The sequence below is a fragment of the Geothermobacter ehrlichii genome (assembly GCF_008124615.1).
Classification (GTDB): domain Bacteria; phylum Desulfobacterota; class Desulfuromonadia; order Desulfuromonadales; family Geothermobacteraceae; genus Geothermobacter; species Geothermobacter ehrlichii.
Genome location: NZ_VNIB01000003.1, coordinates 1 through 15,983, shown reverse-complemented (window position 1 = coordinate 15,983; position 15,983 = coordinate 1). Strand labels below are relative to the sequence as shown.

13 protein-coding genes are annotated in these 15,983 nt (G+C 60.6%); 4 read left to right on the top strand and 9 right to left on the bottom strand.

Annotated features, from left to right (window positions below):
• Window positions 1-343: 343 nt before the first annotated feature.
• Both EDC39_RS04055 and EDC39_RS04050 read right to left on the bottom strand, forming a co-directional pair.
• On the bottom strand, window positions 344-832 hold the full coding sequence (locus tag EDC39_RS04055) for a universal stress protein (RefSeq protein ID WP_148895099.1): 489 nt from the start codon (window positions 830-832) through the stop codon (window positions 344-346).
• A 64-nt stretch (window positions 833-896) separates the two neighbouring features.
• Window positions 897-1,829 carry a YeiH family protein gene (locus EDC39_RS04050; RefSeq protein ID WP_148895098.1) on the bottom strand — a complete coding sequence of 311 codons (933 nt, stop codon included), beginning with the start codon at window positions 1,827-1,829 and terminating at the stop codon, window positions 897-899.
• A gap of 177 nt (window positions 1,830-2,006) precedes the next feature.
• On the opposite strand from EDC39_RS04050, the gene EDC39_RS04045 reads away from it, so the two are divergent.
• Complete coding sequence (locus EDC39_RS04045) at window positions 2,007-2,930, top strand: LysR family transcriptional regulator (protein ID WP_148895097.1); 924 nt, start codon at window positions 2,007-2,009, stop codon at window positions 2,928-2,930.
• A 92-nt stretch (window positions 2,931-3,022) separates the two neighbouring features.
• Here EDC39_RS04045 and clpB read toward each other — a convergent pair whose 3' ends face one another.
• Window positions 3,023-5,620 carry an ATP-dependent chaperone ClpB gene (clpB, locus tag EDC39_RS04040; RefSeq protein ID WP_148895096.1) on the bottom strand — a complete coding sequence of 866 codons (2,598 nt, stop codon included), beginning with the start codon at window positions 5,618-5,620 and terminating at the stop codon, window positions 3,023-3,025.
• A gap of 467 nt (window positions 5,621-6,087) precedes the next feature.
• Here clpB and EDC39_RS04035 point away from each other — a divergent pair, with 467 nt between their 5' ends.
• Entirely contained in the window at window positions 6,088-6,297 is a 210-nt protein-coding gene (locus EDC39_RS04035; RefSeq protein ID WP_148895095.1) for a hypothetical protein, read from the top strand.
• A 139-nt stretch (window positions 6,298-6,436) separates the two neighbouring features.
• Window positions 6,437-7,135, top strand: a complete 699-nt coding sequence (locus EDC39_RS04030; protein WP_148895094.1) for a DUF4124 domain-containing protein — start codon at window positions 6,437-6,439, stop codon at window positions 7,133-7,135.
• A gap of 127 nt (window positions 7,136-7,262) precedes the next feature.
• On the opposite strand, the gene EDC39_RS04025 is transcribed toward EDC39_RS04030, so the two are convergent.
• Window positions 7,263-8,174, bottom strand: a complete 912-nt coding sequence (locus EDC39_RS04025) for a radical SAM protein (RefSeq protein WP_148895093.1) — start codon at window positions 8,172-8,174, stop codon at window positions 7,263-7,265.
• A 23-nt stretch (window positions 8,175-8,197) separates the two neighbouring features.
• Between EDC39_RS04025 and EDC39_RS04020 the strand changes: the two genes are divergently transcribed.
• Window positions 8,198-8,536 carry a hypothetical protein gene (locus tag EDC39_RS04020; protein ID WP_148895336.1) on the top strand — a complete coding sequence of 113 codons (339 nt, stop codon included), beginning with the start codon at window positions 8,198-8,200 and terminating at the stop codon, window positions 8,534-8,536.
• Here the strand turns inward: EDC39_RS04020 and EDC39_RS04015 are convergent.
• From EDC39_RS04015 to EDC39_RS03995, 5 genes are all read right to left on the bottom strand, one after another.
• Window positions 8,533-8,748: a hypothetical protein gene (locus EDC39_RS04015; protein WP_148895092.1), complete on the bottom strand. Its 216-nt coding sequence runs from the start codon at window positions 8,746-8,748 to the stop codon at window positions 8,533-8,535. The genes EDC39_RS04020 and EDC39_RS04015 overlap by 4 nt on opposite strands.
• Window positions 8,749-8,993: 245 nt before the next feature.
• Complete coding sequence (locus EDC39_RS04010) at window positions 8,994-9,272, bottom strand: EamA family transporter (protein WP_148895091.1); 279 nt, start codon at window positions 9,270-9,272, stop codon at window positions 8,994-8,996.
• 178 nt (window positions 9,273-9,450) lie between these two features.
• Window positions 9,451-14,001, bottom strand: coding sequence for an acyl-CoA dehydratase activase (locus EDC39_RS04005; RefSeq protein ID WP_148895090.1), 4,551 nt, complete (start codon window positions 13,999-14,001; stop codon window positions 9,451-9,453).
• 421 nt (window positions 14,002-14,422) lie between these two features.
• Window positions 14,423-14,728: a helix-turn-helix domain-containing protein gene (locus EDC39_RS04000; RefSeq protein ID WP_407925430.1), complete on the bottom strand. Its 306-nt coding sequence runs from the start codon at window positions 14,726-14,728 to the stop codon at window positions 14,423-14,425.
• Window positions 14,729-14,838: 110 nt separating this feature from the next.
• Entirely contained in the window at window positions 14,839-15,657 is an 819-nt protein-coding gene (locus tag EDC39_RS03995; protein ID WP_187426639.1) for a radical SAM protein, read from the bottom strand.
• Between the last annotated feature and the right edge of the window lie 326 nt (window positions 15,658-15,983).

Genomic DNA, 15,983 nt, shown 5'->3' with positions numbered 1-15,983 from the left:
CTGGTGGCAATCGACGCAAGTAGGTTCACCACCCATGTTGACTTCCCGGTCCACCGCAGCCGGATCAAGATAAAGGGAACCGGCTCCCAACTCGTCCATTTTGGCCCGGTCACCGTGGCATTGTACACAGGATGATTCTGCATCATAAGCCCAGCTGGTCAACGGCAGAAGCAGCACACCCAGCAATCCGACACACCAAACCGACCTTTTCATTTTCTTCCCCATCATTTGCAGCATTTATTCTGGGATATCTTCCACAAGTTATCACGCACCTCAAAGTTTTGCCGGCCACGACCTTTGTGACACTTGATGCGCCGCCGATTCCCCAGCCCGGCCGAAGACTTCACTCTTCGCTCCTGGTTACGACTATGTCTTTATCTCTCTTTATTTCTGGATGGCGAACGACCATAACCGGCTGGGTCGCCATTTTCACGACCCGATCTGCCGTGGTCCCAAAGAAAAAATGTTCAACTTCTCGGTGACCATGTTTGCCCAGCACGATGAGAGAGACTTTTTCCTCTTCGGCTTTTTTCACAATTTCCTCATAGGGAGTTCCAAAAAGAATTGCAATTTCAAAATTGTCAAAATTTTCTGCATTATCATCAATGAACTTATTCATTGCCGCTGTCGCATCTCTCTCAACCTGCTGCTCCAGATGATCAAAAGATACATGGGGCACATAAAAACTTCTCAGATCAACAGGCTTTGACACCACGTGAACCATAATTATTTTCGCATTCAACTTTGCTGCCAAAGTAACCGCAACATCAAAAGCGTATTCCGCATTCGTGGAAAAATCAGTAGCAAAAAGAATTTTTTCAAACCTTTTCATCGGTTATCCTCTTGTAATGTTCTTGTAATGTCTGATGTATTTTGTGGTTAGTATTTAATGGTTCTCAACTGATCATGCCGTTAAGAATCGCCACCAGAGTTATGCCGCTTGCCAGCAACCAAAGGCCAACGCCTTGAGCCAAAGGACGTATCCCGACATTTTTCAGTATCTCCTTTGTCAGCCCGGCACCAATCAGAAACAGGGTAATCACCAGGGCCTGTTTGGAAAATCCGGCCAGTCCGGTCCAGACTTGCCCGAACTGCGGCAACAGGGTACGGATCGCTGCGGCAACAACGAAGCCAATAATGAACAAGGGAACCCTGGCCTTTTTCTCGGACTTGGTCAGCCAGGCCGCGCCAAGTACAAAAGGAATGATCCAGATGGCCCTGGCAAGTTTGACCGTAGTGCCAATGGCAAGAGCTTCAGAACCGTAGGCAGCTGCCGCCCCAACAACACTGCTGGTATCGTGAATGGCCAGTCCCGCCCATACCCCGAATTGCTGCTGGCTGAGGTGCAAGAGGTGGCCGAAGAAAGGAAACACCAGAAGGGCCACAGAGTTCAGCGTGAAAACTGTAGCCAAAGCCAGAGCCGCTTCATCATCCTTCGCCTTGATGACCGGAGCCATGGCAGCGATGGCGCTCCCGCCGCAGATGGCGGTCCCAAAAGAGATAAGGGTGGAGGTATTTTTTTCCGTTCTGAAGAAACGGCCCAGTATCGTACCGACCAGTAGCGTTAAAGAGATGCCGATAACCGTATAGAAAATCGAACTCTTGCCCACCTGCCAGACCTGTCCGAGACTCTGTCCGAAACCGAGCCCCACCACCGATAATTGCAGCAGTTTCCTGCTCCAGTTCGAAGATCTCTGGGGCCAGGGATTGCCGAGGAGCAGACTGAACATTATCCCGGCGATCAAAGCATGAGCCGTACTGACCATTGGGAAAGCACACGCCGCCAGCAGTACCAGGAACAAGATTTTTTTTAAATTTATACCTACCATCTGCAATCACTCCCTTCGAGTTGCTCGACCCAGGTCGCTCTCAACCTCTTTCCGCATAAGCTTCTCTTTGCTTGCAGCTAAATGCTGTCCGACAAAATATGCTTCCTTTTATCTCAAGTCCAATATATAGTTTTCGTTATTGATATCAGTAAAAATGATAAAGGGGGGGGGACACAAATGGGCATCACACTCAGGCAGCTGGAAGCATTTGTCGCGGTCGCCCGGGAAGGAAACGTCACCCGGGCCGCCGACACCCTGCGGCTTTCGCAGTCGGCGGTCAGCATGTCACTGGCCGAACTGGAGAGGCAGCTGGGAGAGAGGTTGTTTGACCGTCGCGGCAAGCGGCTGGTGATGAACGACCAAGGGCGGGTGCTGATCCCCAAGGCGGCGGATGTCCTTTTCCGGGTGCGGGAAATCGACGCCCTTTTCAGCGGACCGGAGCAACAGCTGGCCGGCCTGCTGCGCGTCGGTGCCAGTTCGACGATCGGCAACTACCTGATGCCGCGCATCCTGGGGGCCTTTACCTCGACCCACCCCAGGGCGCGGCTTTCGCTCGATGTCGGCAACACGGAACAGATCGTCCAGGAACTGCTCCGCTTCACCATCGACATCGGCTTCATCGAAGGCTTCTGCCACCGGCCCGACATCGAAACCATTCCCTGGCGACAGGACCGTCTGGCCATCCACGCCGGAGCCGAACATCCCCTTGCAAGAAAAAGGAACATCGACATCCACGACCTGATGCAGGCCAGGTGGATATTGAGAGAGCAGGGTTCGGGAACGCGGGAAGTCTTCGAAAACGCCCTGGCGGGAAAGATGGACGGCATCAGGGTTTACCTGGAGCTGGGAAACACCGAGGCGATCAAGGAGGCGGTGGAGGCGGGGCTCGGCATCAGCTGCCTGTCCCTGCTGGCCACCCGGCGGGCGCGGCAGAGCGGCGCTCTGGTAGCCCTGAAGACCCCGTTTCTCGACTTGCGGCGCAACTTCTACCTGCTGCTGCACGGCGAGAAATACCGCAGCAGGCTCCTGCGCCGCTTTATCACCTTTTGCCAGGACTATCCGGCCAACGGCGACGATTCGGCGGATTCCGCCACCGGCTGAAAAAAAAAGCGCCCGGCTCCGTCCGAAGGCGGGGCCGGGCACTCGACTGCCAGCAGGCCGCCGGGCCGCTGCCGTCCCGGCGGCTCTTTCGCTCAGGCAACCACTTCCGCCCTGGCTATGCGGTCGAACGTCAGGCGGCCATCGGCCACGTCGACCCGGACGATGTCGCCCGGCAGGTACTTGCCGGCGAGGATCTCCTGCGCCAGGGGGTTCTCCAGCTGCTGCTGGATCGCCCGCTTGAGCGGCCGGGCGCCGTAGACCGGATCGAAGCCGGCTTCGCCCAGCTTGTCGAGCGCCGCCTCGCTGACCTCGAGCTGAAGCTCGCGGGCGGCCAGCCGACGCCGCAGATGGTCGATCTGGATGTCGGTGATGGCGCGAATCTGCTCCCGGCCCAGGGGATGGAAGACGACGATTTCGTCGAGCCGGTTGATGAACTCGGGCCGGAAGTGCTGACCGACGACCTCCATCACTGCCGCCTTCATCCGCTGGTAGTTCTCCTCGCCGGCCAGCTCCTGGATGAGCTGCGAACCGAGATTGGAGGTCATCACCACCACGGCGTTGCGGAAATCGACGGTCCGCCCCTGGCCGTCGGTGAGACGGCCGTCGTCGAGCACCTGCAGCAGCACGTTGAAGACGTCCGGGTGCGCCTTTTCGACCTCGTCGAGCAGAATCACCGCATAGGGACGCCGCCGCACCGCCTCGGTCAGATAGCCCCCCTCGTCATAGCCGACGTAGCCGGGAGGCGCACCGATCAGCCGGGCCACCGAGTGCTTCTCCATGAACTCGGACATGTCGATGCGGATCATCGCCTCCTCGGTATCGAAGAGGAATTCGGCCAGCGCCTTGCACAGCTCGGTCTTGCCGACCCCGGTCGGACCGAGGAAGAGGAACGAGCCGTTGGGCCGGTTGGGGTCGGAGAGTCCGGCCCGCGCCCGGCGGATGGCGTCCGCCACCGCCTTCACCGCCTCCTGCTGGCCGATCACCCGCCGGTGCAGGGCCTCTTCCATCTTGAGCAGTTTCTCCCGCTCGCCCTCGAGCATCTTGGAGACCGGGATACCGGTCCAGCGCGAAACGATCTGGGCGATCTCCTCGTCGGTCACCTTGTTGCTCAGCAGCCTGAATTCCTGCCGCTCGGCCTCCTGCGCCTTCTGCAGTGACTTTTCCAGTTCGGGGATGCGGCCGTACTGCAGCTCGGCCAGCCGCTCCAGATCGCCGGCACGGCGGGCGGCGTCCATTTCCAGCCGCGCCCGCTCCAGCTCTTCCTTGAGCTGCGCCGTCCCCTGCAGGGCCGCCTTTTCCGCCTTCCAGATCTCCTCCAGGTCGGCGTATTCCTTCTCCAGCCGCTCGATCTCCTCCTCGAGCTTCTTCAGCCGCTCCAGAGAGGCGGCGTCGGTCTCCTTCTTCACCGCCTCCCGCTCGATCTTCAGCTGTACCAGCCGCCGGTCGAGACGGTCCATCTCCTCGGGCAGCGAATCGATCTCCATGCGCAGCCGCGCAGCCGCCTCGTCGATCAGGTCGATGGCCTTGTCAGGCAGCTGCCGGTCGGAGATGTAGCGATGCGACAGGGTCGCCGCCGCCACCAGCGCCGGGTCGGTGATCTCGACGCCGTGATGCACCTCGTAGCGCTCCTTGAGACCACGCAGAATGGCGATGGTGTCCTCGACGCTCGGTTCGTCGACCAACACCTTCTGAAACCGCCGCTCAAGGGCGGCATCCTTTTCGATGTACTTGCGGTACTCGTCGAGGGTGGTGGCGCCGACGCAGTGCAGTTCGCCGCGCGCCAGGGCCGGCTTGAGCATGTTGCCGGCGTCCATGGCCCCTTCGGCCTTGCCGGCGCCGACCATGGTGTGCATCTCGTCGATGAAGAGGATGATCTGTCCCTCCTGCTGGGACAGCTCCTTGAGCACCGCCTTGAGGCGTTCCTCGAACTCGCCCCGGTACTTGGCGCCAGCAATGAGCGACCCCATGTCGAGGGCGAGCAGCCGTTTGTTCTTCAGCCCCTCCGGCACCTCGCCATTGACGATACGCTGGGCCAGTCCCTCGACGATGGCGGTCTTGCCGACGCCGGGCTCGCCGATCAGCACCGGGTTGTTCTTGGTGCGGCGCTGCAGCACCTGGATGGTGCGACGGATTTCGTCGTCACGGCCGATGACCGGATCGAGCTTGCCCTGCTCGGCCCGGGCCGTCAGGTCGATGGTGTACTTCTCCAGCGCCTGCCGCTGGTCCTCGGCGTTGGCATCGTTCACCGTCTGGCCGCCGCGCATCGCCTCGACCGCCCGTTCGAGCGCCTCCCGGGTGGCGCCGGCCTGGCGCAGAATCTCGCCCAGCGTTCCCTGGTCCTCCACCGCCGCCAGCAGAAAGAGCTCGCTGGCGATGTACTGGTCCCGACGCTTGCGGGCCAGCTTTTCGGTCTGGTTGAGCAGTCGGCTCAGCTCATTGGAGGCATAGACGTCACCGGCGGCGCCCTGCACCCGCGGCAGCCGCTCCAAGGCCTCGTTCAACCGCGAGCGCAGCCGGTGCAGATCGACGCCGGCCTGCATCAGCAAAGGCCGGGCGGTACCGTCCTCCTGATCGAGCAGGGCGCTCATCAGGTGCAGCGGCTCGATGAACTGATGGTCACGCTCCACCGCCAGGCTCTGGGCCTCGGCCAGAGCCATCTGAAACTTGCTGGTCAACTTGTCCATTCGCATAGATATCACCTCGCTGTCGCGAATTTCGCATTCTGAAAAAGAATACGTCAGCTCCGGGGGGATACAAGGCGCATCGGCCTGAAAGGGATTGCCCCCGGCACCGGCTGTCATTTTCAAGGGGCATGCCAGCCGGCCGGCCGCAAAACAGCGGGTTTTCACGAATGGAGTCAGCCATTTCAAACACTTGCGACGTCGCAATCGCTCAAGGTCCAATGTCGTGCGACAAGTATGAGCACCCGTGACCACAGGCGGCGGCCCTGGCGACATCCTCTCCGGGGTACCGGCAGAGTCGCCCGCCGATTCGACAATCGGGTAGAATAGAAATAGAGGCGCCCCCGTTTGACGGAGCGCCCCCCTCGGCCTGGGCGGTCCCCCCTGGCACTACGACCCGAGATCCTGCGGCAGGACCAGGCCCCCTGGATTGACGGACCCGTCGGACTGCCGGCCAAACAAAAGGAGATAAGACCATGACAGAACGTGACTTTCGGCAACTGTGCGCCAAGACCCCGGTCGGCACCCCCCTGCTGTTCAGCAACAGGGACATCCAGGTCAGGGGCACCTTTCTCGGCTGCGACAAGGACACCATCCTGATCGAGGTCAATGGCTATGTGTCCTTCTGGCCCCGTGAGGTCTGCGACCTACGCTCGACCGACTACCCGGTCCCTTCCTATTCTTGAGCCGTCCGCGAAACAGAAGAGCCTGCCGGATGGTAGGCAGGCTCAATCAAAAACCCGGCCGCAATGACGTCAAGGTTAAGATTGACAGGTAATTCAGACCAACGTAAAAAGAGTCCAATGTTTTCTATGGAGGGAAAACTTGGACAAGCACATATTCTGGGTCGGCCTGGTCATCACAGCGGCCATTGCGTGGGGCATACATTTCTTTGCCCCAAAGGACACTCGCCCGCAGACACCTCCCACCCAGGCACGGCAGCCCATGCCTCCCCGACCGCAGGTTGTAAACAACCCCGGTGCCACCACTTCAAACAGGCCCGCCGCACAACCCGAAATCTCTGAGGATCAAATCTACCGCTGGGTTGACGAGAAAGGGGTGACCCACTTCTCGAACCGACCTACTGCCAATGCCGAACCGGTGAACCTCAAGCCTCTCAACACAATCTCTATCCCCGAATCCGAACAGGCCCGTATCGATGCAAGGAGGGCGCAGGAGACCCGAAACTACCTGGCCCGTGCTCAGTCGAAAGTGCTACCCCAAAAATCCCATGCGTCCGCCAGGCGAACCTATGTCATAGAACGGACCAGCGCCGAGCAGAAGCCTAAGCACGTCGAGTTGAGCGGCCGGATATCCGGTGGACCCAAATGTAGGAAATTGCACCTGACCATCCAGGCGCGCAGTGACCGGGGCGGCGCCGTGTATGCCCGCACAATGGTGCGTAATGCCGGTGGGAGTTTCGGGTCGAGGCTTTTTGAGGCCAAAGCGAGGAACTATTGGGATGGGAACTATCCCAAACCGGCATGGAAAATTACACGTATAGACTTTACCTGCCTCGACTAGGAAATTGGCCGTTCCTGGGACCGGAATACCGTTCTTGAAATCGACTTCCGGGGATTCCGACACCGGGTGGGAGCCGCGGCTATGGCCAACCTGTCAAGCCCGGCCTCTTGCGTATTCAGGCGATTATCTACCCGAGCAGGTTGCGCATCCCCAGCTCTTTGGCCCACTGGCGGGCCTGGCACAGCTCGGCGCGGGTCGGGCGGCGATCCAGGGGCGGGTACTGGTCGGCACGGTAGCAGGGGCGGTACTGGTCCATCAGGTTGATGTGGACATCCGGCGACAGCTCGCCGGCGACAAAACGCAGCAGTTCGTCGGTGCCGGCAGCGTTGTCGGGCAATATCAGGTGGCGGATCAGCAGCCCGCGCCTGGCGATGCCGGTCGGGCCGCACTGCAGCACCCCGACCTGGCGGTACATCTCGGCAAGGGCGGCGCGGTTAACCTCGGCGTAATCGTTCACGCCCAGCCAGGGGGCGGCCTTCCGTGAATCGGCGAACTTCATGTCGGGCAGATAGATATCAACGATGCCGTCGAGCAGTTGCAGGGCCGCGAGGCTGTCATAGCCGCCGCTGTTGTAGGCGATGGGAATCTTCAGGCCCTGTTCGACCGCCAGCGGCAGGGCGCCGAGAATCTGAGCGACGACGTGACTGGGTGAGACCAGGTTGATGTTGTGGCAGCCGGCCCCCTGCAGAGCCAGCATCATCGCCGCCAGTTCTTCGGGGCCGACCAGGCATCCCTCACCCCTGTGGCTGATCTCCCAGTTCTGGCAGAAGACGCATTTGAGGTTGCAGCGGCTGAAGAAGATCGTGCCTGATCCGCGGCAACCGACCAAAGGCCGCTCCTCGCCAAAGTGCGGGCCGTGGCTGTAGACACGCAGCTTCGGACCCGTGCGACAGAAACCTTCGGTACCAAGACGCCGATTGATGTGGCAGCCCCTGGCGCAGAGGTCACAGGACTCCAGGTGCCGCAGGGCTTCTTCGGCCCGGCACTGCAGCTCCTCGATCCCCAGTTGCAGGTACGCAGGTTGCCAGTTTCCGCTCATGATTTGACTCCCCCTGGTGAGGGATTGCCAAGAGTTTCGCCCGAATCCATAAAGCAAACCTGTGCAACTTCGGGATATTGTCCTTGACATTCAAAGACCCGGGTGATCATGCGAAGATCAAGCAGGGGGATGAAATCGTCTTCAAAGGAATTCGGACCCGCATACAGGCAGGTGACCGCGAGATCCCTGTGTGCATCAATGGCCATGAGATCATGGCCCTGCTGGATGTCTCCCATCAGCAACGCCAGCATCTTCTGGCCGGGGGAATTCTCAATTTCGAGCGCCAGAGCCTCGACACATCTCCCGGAGAAAAAACGGCCCGCATAGCGTCAAAACGCTGTGCGAGCCATCGTCCCTCCTAGATCATGGGACCCTGCTTCGGATGTTGCAGGTCCTTGCAGCTGTTAAAGTCCCAGCAGCGGGTCTGCCCCTGGGCGGTTTTGACCAGCATGTGGCCTGTTTTCAAAACGCAGCCGGTAATGATCCCTTCCTCGTTACTGTCCGGATGACATACAAAGGCGTCATTTCCAGCTTCGACTTCGGCACATAGATATTCATATCTGCTACGTTGCATTTTGCGCTCCTTTCCATTCCTTCGGAGTATCTCTCCGTTACACTCAGGATAAACCGGAATGGGGGTGCGCGTATAGACTTTTCCTGTTGGTTGTCCCGAAAAAGCAATATCCATCAAGGACCATGCGTTTGTCCTTTCTTCCCGTCATGGGGGCATGCTGTTTCAGATCTTACCAAGGTCCGCCCCCTGTGGTCAGCACGGGACTTAACTGATCGCGCCACGAACCTCCTATCAGGCAGAAAGCATCAGCGCCGCATACCGGTTGCCTCGATCAATCCGGTCGGCTTGCCGAAGACAACCACCTCCCAGACCAGCGCCAGGGCCGGCTGCAGCAGCAGGAAGAGCCCGGCCAAAGTCGCCGGGACATGCTGGATCGCCGAGGAGAGCAGCAACCAGCCGATGGTGGTGCTGAGCAGGCCGGCGTCGAGGATGGCGAAGAGGGAACCTCCGGTTGGAAATGCCAGCGAGGGCCGATCAAGGGAACGTTGTTTAATTGTTGAACAGGTCCATTCTACTCCGCACAAAAATCAAAAGGCCACTTCGCTTTTTGTCGAAGTGGCCTTTTCAGCGTCTTCCCATGTCCCCCTCCCATGAAAAGGCCCTCTGTCAAATAGAATCTGAGGGCGCACTTGCAGCGTTTTCTCTGTCCAACAGCGGACAAAGAGATGGTTCGTTAACCTCCCATTCGGGCTCTGATGCCCATCATTCCGGTTCAAATCCGGCGTCCCAATCTCCAAGGGATCGCTTTTCCCCAAGGGGCATGCGGGCTTTCCGGGCGTACGCCTTCACCTGGCTGGCAAAGGTCTCGATCTTGAGGCTGCGGGTGTTCGTGACCGAGCCGTCGTAGTTCGCATCGTACACGGGCTTGGTGATCTCTGGGTTGTGGAGGAGCGTGCTGACCACCTTGCTCGGCATGCAGCCGAAAGGTCCGATGTTCACGATCCCGTGCAGATTCGGGTTGTGCTGAATCTCCCGTATCAGGCCCCATGACAGGATGAGCTCTCCCTTGATATGGAACGGGACCTTGTTCGTGGCCGCGGCGATCGTATCCTCGATGTGGGGGTCCTCCAACCAGCCTTCGAGGCTCCTGAACGGCTCCTGGAGTTTCCTGAGCCTGTGCGGCATCCACCAGCGCTTGAGGCGCGCGTCGATCTGGTGCCGCCTGTAGCTCAGGCGCCTCAGCACCTGCCAGGGGTTGCGGCATCGCTCCCAGGTCTTCCTGTCCCATAGGTACTCGTAGTTGGCATACTGGATCCACTCGTTGGTGGGCGCGAGGTAGGTGCGGATGCCGCACTGCTCGAGTCTGTCGATCAGAGACTCGTTGATGAACCGCTCGCTTCTCACGTAGATTTCGCCGAACATGCCGACGTTGGCGATGTCCGCCTCTTTTTCGGGATTGCGTGGGACGGCGGCAAAAGCTTTCGCATAGCGGCGGAGGATATCCTCAATCCCCTCTTGCTTGGCCCGTACCGCGAAGAACGAGTCGCCGCTTTTCTCCAGCACCATGACCACCTCGGCGACCGCCTTGTGGTAAAGCGCCGTCACCTCTTCGGGGTTCTCCGCAACGGGTCGCACGATGCGCTTCGCCTTCTGGAGCGTGTCCGTGGCACAGATGCCATCGTAGGCGAGGAGCACAGTCCTGAACGCGTCCCAGGCGTCCTTGAAGATATCGACGTAGTTGTTGAAGTCACCCGAGCAGAGCATGCGGACCGGGATCCCGAGCTCCTCGTAAATGCGCTTGTAGCCCTCGTTGTACTGCCCGAAACGGCAGGGGCCGGAGGCAAAAGGATCGTAAAAGATGACGTCCTCCGCCCGGATCTCCCGGTCGAAGGTCCTGACCTCGTCCGGCAGAACCTGGTACCGCTTTTTGTCCGAGGTCAAGAAGAGGAGTTTGTCGCCAAGAGTGGTCTGATACGGTACGCACTCCTGGCCGGAGCTGTAGCGCTTGCCCAGGGCGAGGCTTTCCGGCGAGGTGCGCGGGAGCACGACCGCTTCCAGGCCTCGCGAGCGGAAGATCGCCGCGAGCGCGAACGTCGCGTCGTCCATGTAGCAGAAGGTGAGGACGCGGCCCCGCCCAACCTCTTTGCCTGAGATCTCGAACTTGTGGGCGGGTTTCTTCTGCTGTTTTTCCCTCGCGCGCTTGCGGACGGACTCGAGGGTGCTCCGATACGAGTCGTAGAAGGCCTCGATGCGGGTAATGATCCCGGCGTCGGCCGTATGCTCGTCGAGCTCGATCTCCAGGTAGGGTCTCTCGCCCATGACATGCCGGACCTGCTTGCGGATGAAGGAGTCCGGCCCGCAGCCGAAGTTGGTGATCCAGATCGGGATCAGCCCCTCATGCTCCGCGGCGTAGCGGAACGCGGAGAGGATCCGCTCGCCGCTTTTCCAGTACATGTTCGACAGGTCCTCGACAAGCGGTATCTCCTCAAGCGGCAGAAATTCCATGGGGATCGCCGGATGACCGAGGCGCTGGAGCTTCAGGGCGATGTCGAGCGACAGACCCGGATCGCAGCTGTTGTAGGCGCGGCCGATGACCAGAAAGGCGGGGTGCTCGGGGCCGAGCTCCTTAAGGACGGTCTTTCCGAGTTCCACGATGTGCTTCCGGGTTTTGCGCATCGCCTCGAAGCCCTTCTCCAGTCCCTTTTGCACGCGGCGTTTCGAGATGCCGAGCTCCTCGGTGAGGTATTCCTCGAGCTCGAACATCTGGTGCCCTTGGCGCTGGAACTCGCAGACGGGCCTGAGGAGCTTCACCCCCCGGGCTTCAAAATCGAACGCCTCGCCGATGGCGATCGGCAGGCATTGGGTCCAGAGACACGCGTACGGAGTCGTCCGCGGGTTCCTTTTTTCGTAAGTGATGAGGTGCGGGATGAAAATATAATCCGGCTTGGGCTCCTGCTCGAGGAGCTCCTGGACAGCCCCGTGGGCGGTACGGATCGGTACGCAGTAGTCGGAAAGTGAAGTGGCCGCGCCCCGCCCGATCGTGGTCTTGGTGGTGGCGCCCGAAAGGACCACCTCGAAACCGAGTTCCGTGAAGAGGGTCGTCCACAGCGGGAAATGTTCACCCCACATGGACATCGCCCGCGGAATGCCGATGCGCTTGCCGTTCGGGTTTTGGGGTTTGAGGGGCTGGTCGAAGAGGATCCGGTTGCGCTGGTCGTGGTAGGAGTCCGCCTGTTTGGTTCTACCCCGACCCTGGTTCAGGTTCATCTCGTCGCAGCGGTCGCCGTAGAAGATCATGCGCTGGCACGTGGCGGGCTGGCCGTCTGGGCCGGCAACGGTCTCCCTGACTTTGACCACCTGGAGTTCGCAGCGGTTCGGGCACTGGCGGCATGAGCGTTCTTCGGATTCATACGGCTTGTTGATCGCCTCGAGCATCCCACAAAACGGCGTCCGGTAGCCCGGGTTTTCGGCGAGCTGCTCCTTGACGTAGTCCTTGGCCAGGCATGCGGCGCCCACGGCGCCCGTGACCTCGTTGTGGGGGGTGACCCACACGGGCTTGTTCAGCACCTTCTGGAAGGCGAGAACCACCGCCCTGTTGAAGGCGGTGCCGCCCTGGAAGAAGATGTTGCCCTCGATGTCACGTCCTTCGACGACGCGGTTGAGATAGTTGTGGGCCACGGAGTAGGCCAGGCCGGCGACCAGATTCTCCCTGGGCTCACCCGAGCCGGACAGGCTGTCCAGCACCGACTCGATGAAGACCGTGCAGCGGTCGCCGAGGTTGGCGGGGCGCTCGGCCGAGAGGGCGATCCTGGCGAACTCCTCCTTGACGTTGAGCGCCAGTTTTTCGGCCTGCTCCTCGAGGAACGAGCCGCAACCTGCGGCGCAGACCTTGTTCATGGTGTAGTCGCGCACGCCGCCATCAGGGTTGAGCTTGATGTACTTGGAGTCCTGGCCGCCGATTTCAAAGATGGTGTCGATGTGCACGCCCAGCGGCTTGGCGAGTCGCACCGCCCCGGTCGCCTGGGCGGTGATCTCGTTGCGGATGCAGTCGGCGGGGAGGAAATGACCGGTCATGAAGCGGCCGGAGCCGGTGGTGGCGACGCCGGCGATCTCGATCCGCCTCTCCACGGCGGCGACCTTTTCTTCGAGCGGGCCCCTGATACCGAGCTGCGAGGCGAGGTCTTCGACCATGTCCACAAGGCCCTTTTTCACCGCCTCGATCGGTCTGCCCATGGTGGGTCCGTAATACTTGGCGAGGACCTGCTCGCTCCCTTCTTCGAGGAGGACGACGTTGGTGCTCACCGAGCCGATATCGATTCCTAGGTAGGCCCTGAGCCGCGGGCCGCCGGGCACAAGGTCGCACGTCACTGAGGAGACCTCGCCCTTTTCGGCCCGGAAGTCCTCGGTGAGCTTTTCCCATACGTGGTGCGTAGTGCCGTTTCGGGTCTCCCGGTCGAGGTCGGTCGGGTCGAAGGGGGTGCGTGTGCCTGCCAGCGCCGCTCCGATCGCGCCCGCGGCGTATCCGAACTGGTGGCGGAAGAGCTGGTTCGGTGCAAGGCCGAGCTGGGTCGCCAGGCAGTGACAAAGGGAGGTGTTCTGCGAGAGCCCCCCCTGGAAGGCGAGGATGCCCCGGAACCCTCTCAGGCGCTGCTGGATGATGGTCGCCTTTATGTTGTTGGCCATTGACTCGTGGAGTCCGCCCACGATCGCGGCGACGGACACCAGTTTCTGCTGCTGGTGTATCATGTCGGACTTGGCGAAGACGGAGCAGCGGCCTGAAATGGGGACGGTCTTGCCGGAGCGGATCGCCTCGAGTCCCAGGGTCGGAAAGTGCCTGGCGGGGTTGGAGTCGTCGTCGATCTCGAGGATGAGCCGCTTGGCCTGTACGTCGAGGAAGTTCCCCGAGCCGGCGGCGCATTCGGGATTCATGGCGAAGTCGCAGATGCGCCCCTCCCTGTCGACTTTGAAGAACTTGATCTCCGAGCCGCCGCCGTCGATAACGGCTTCGACCTCGGGGTTCAGGCTCCTGGCCCCGGCGGCCTGGGCCTCGACCTCCGCCACGAATGAGGTCGACGGCCAGGCCAGGTGCAGAACCTTGCCTGTCGAGCCGGTGACGTTTACCGCCTGTACGTCGTAGCGGCCGAGGAGTTCCCGAAGCAGTGCCCGGGCAGTCTGCTCGTAGTTGTTGTGATGCCTCCGGTAGGGAAGAACTTCGATGATCCCGCCTGTGCCGGTGTCGACGGTGACGATCTTCACGCCCGTTGAGCCCGAGTCGAGGCCAATGACCACGGGGCGCTTCTTCGCTTGAGGCATAATTCCTCCCTGGGTGGATAGGAAAATCGGGACGGTAGATTCTATTCGTAAGTGTACCACTCACAAATTGAGCTAAAAAGCAGGACATGATGAGATTTCTGGTAGGACGTGGGTAGAGTAGAGAGCAGGTCTCAGCAGCTTCAGGTTCGGCCTATCCGTTGCCGTCCCTTTCGTCTGACGGTGCCTAAAGAGCCTTTTCGTGGCGGCCTTGACCAGCCATCCCTCATCAAGCCGTGCTTGCGGTTTTCCCGCACACGGCCTTCCGATGTTCTTCACCGCGGGGCATGCGCCCTCGTCCAGCCTGCTGTCGTCGGCACTTTATAAAGTCCATATTTCACGGCGAATTCGGGGGGCATAATACCGATTTTCCCCCCACCTTTAACTCAATGGGTGTCGTTTCCGCAGGCATCAAAGCCCTAGCCTACACATAGACAACATTCAGTCGCGCATGTTCACGGGACCTCGGCTTCTTGCGAATGCGGATTTCCACATCGCGATCGAGCGACGTCATGGCCATAATCAACCGCTCGAGGGAGAAGTCTTCCAGCCTTCCGTTCATGATCAGCGACACCTTGGGTTGGGTCATGCCCAAAACCTCCGCCGCTTCCTTTTGCGTCATGTGGCTCTTGGTGATGATCTGCATAATCAGCTGGGCGATCGGGTCACTTTCGGGGACGTTGTTTAATTGTTGATACGTCTGACTGCACCGCAAAAAACAAAAGGCCACTTCGCTTTTTGTCGAAGTGGCCTTTGCAGCGTCTTCATCTCATGCTCCCCCCAAGCAACAATTCCAGTCGGTTATGGCACAGGCAAAACGGGACTTTCAACAAATGCTCATCAGTGCCGCAATACCAGCGTCCCGCACCCGCCCTCCTGCTGCCGGCGCCAGCGGTTGGCGCGGCGCACCTGTATGCCGGCGGCGCGCAGGCGGGTGTGGATGGCGTCGATGCTCTCCTGCGGCGGGCTGCGAAAGGGGCTGTCCGGCACCGGGTTGCAGACCAGCAGGTGCAGGGTCAGCTCGGGGTGGGGCGCCAGGCGCCTGGCGAGCCGGTCAAGCTCTTCGGCGGAATCGTTTTCCCCGGCGAGCAGCAGATAGTTGATGCCGATCCGGCGCCGGTTGCGGCGCGACAGGCGCGGCAGCTCGCGGTCGAGCAGCTCCCAGAGGGCATCGTAGTCGGGGCCGCGCGGCACCAGGCGCCGGTGGGTGGCGGTAGAGCCGGCATGAAGGGAGAGCATCAGGCCGTTGTGGGGCAGACGTAGCGCCTCGCGCAGCTTTGCCAGCGGGGTGCCGGTGGTGGTCAGCGACACCGGCAGCTGCCTAGCACGGCAGGTCTCGATGAAGCGGCGGACGGTAGCCAGGTTGTGCAGCGGCTCACCGATGCCGGAGAGGGTCAGGCGCCGTGGCGCCAACCCCAGATTTCGCGCCTGTTCGACCTGCTGCTCCAGCTCGGCCAGGGTCAGGTTGCGGCGCAGGCCGCCCCGCCCCGAGGCGCAGAAGGGGCAGCCGAGGGCGCAGCCGGCCTGACTCGAGATACACAGGGTGCCGCTGGCGTACCAGACCGCCTCGACCCTGAGGCCGTCGGCGAGGGCAACCGCGAAGCGCTGATTGGGGGTCTCTTCCATCACGCAGGGGATCGGTTCAGAATGCCGCACCATCATAGCAGCTCCAAGCAACCCTGTGTTCGACAATCTCTACCCGGCCGAAAGACAACCGGCCGGCAAGAGGGACGAACCCTTTTCGCCCTTCCCGTTGAAGGGCGAGGGATTTTTCGTCAGATCAAGACGGACACCGATGAGCGCGGAGGCGTACCTGTACGGTACGCCGCACAAGTGAAGAGGTGACCAACGCTTAAGCTGACGGAAAAGAACCGCCTCCCCAGGCAAAAAAAAGGTTCATCGTAGATTTCCGGGGAACGCGGCGCGGATTTTAAGGAAGAAGTAAGCCTCGTCTCGGAAACCATAAGCCATTCGCTTGATGACCT

Excerpts from the sequence above, each read along its gene's own strand:
- EDC39_RS04055 (WP_148895099.1), bottom strand. The coding sequence starts at position 832 with ATGAAAAGGTTTGAAAAAATTCTTTTTGCTACTGATTTTTCCACGAAT.
- EDC39_RS04050 (WP_148895098.1), bottom strand. The coding sequence starts at position 1,829 with ATGGTAGGTATAAATTTAAAAAAAATCTTGTTCCTGGTACTGCTGGCG.
- EDC39_RS04045 (WP_148895097.1), top strand. The coding sequence starts at position 2,007 with ATGGGCATCACACTCAGGCAGCTGGAAGCATTTGTCGCGGTCGCCCGG.
- clpB (WP_148895096.1), bottom strand. The coding sequence starts at position 5,620 with ATGCGAATGGACAAGTTGACCAGCAAGTTTCAGATGGCTCTGGCCGAG.
- EDC39_RS04035 (WP_148895095.1), top strand. The coding sequence starts at position 6,088 with ATGACAGAACGTGACTTTCGGCAACTGTGCGCCAAGACCCCGGTCGGC.
- EDC39_RS04025 (WP_148895093.1), bottom strand. The coding sequence starts at position 8,174 with ATGAGCGGAAACTGGCAACCTGCGTACCTGCAACTGGGGATCGAGGAG.
- EDC39_RS04015 (WP_148895092.1), bottom strand. The coding sequence starts at position 8,748 with ATGCAACGTAGCAGATATGAATATCTATGTGCCGAAGTCGAAGCTGGA.
- EDC39_RS04005 (WP_148895090.1), bottom strand. The coding sequence starts at position 14,001 with ATGCCTCAAGCGAAGAAGCGCCCCGTGGTCATTGGCCTCGACTCGGGC.
- EDC39_RS03995 (WP_187426639.1), bottom strand. The coding sequence starts at position 15,657 with ATGGTGCGGCATTCTGAACCGATCCCCTGCGTGATGGAAGAGACCCCC.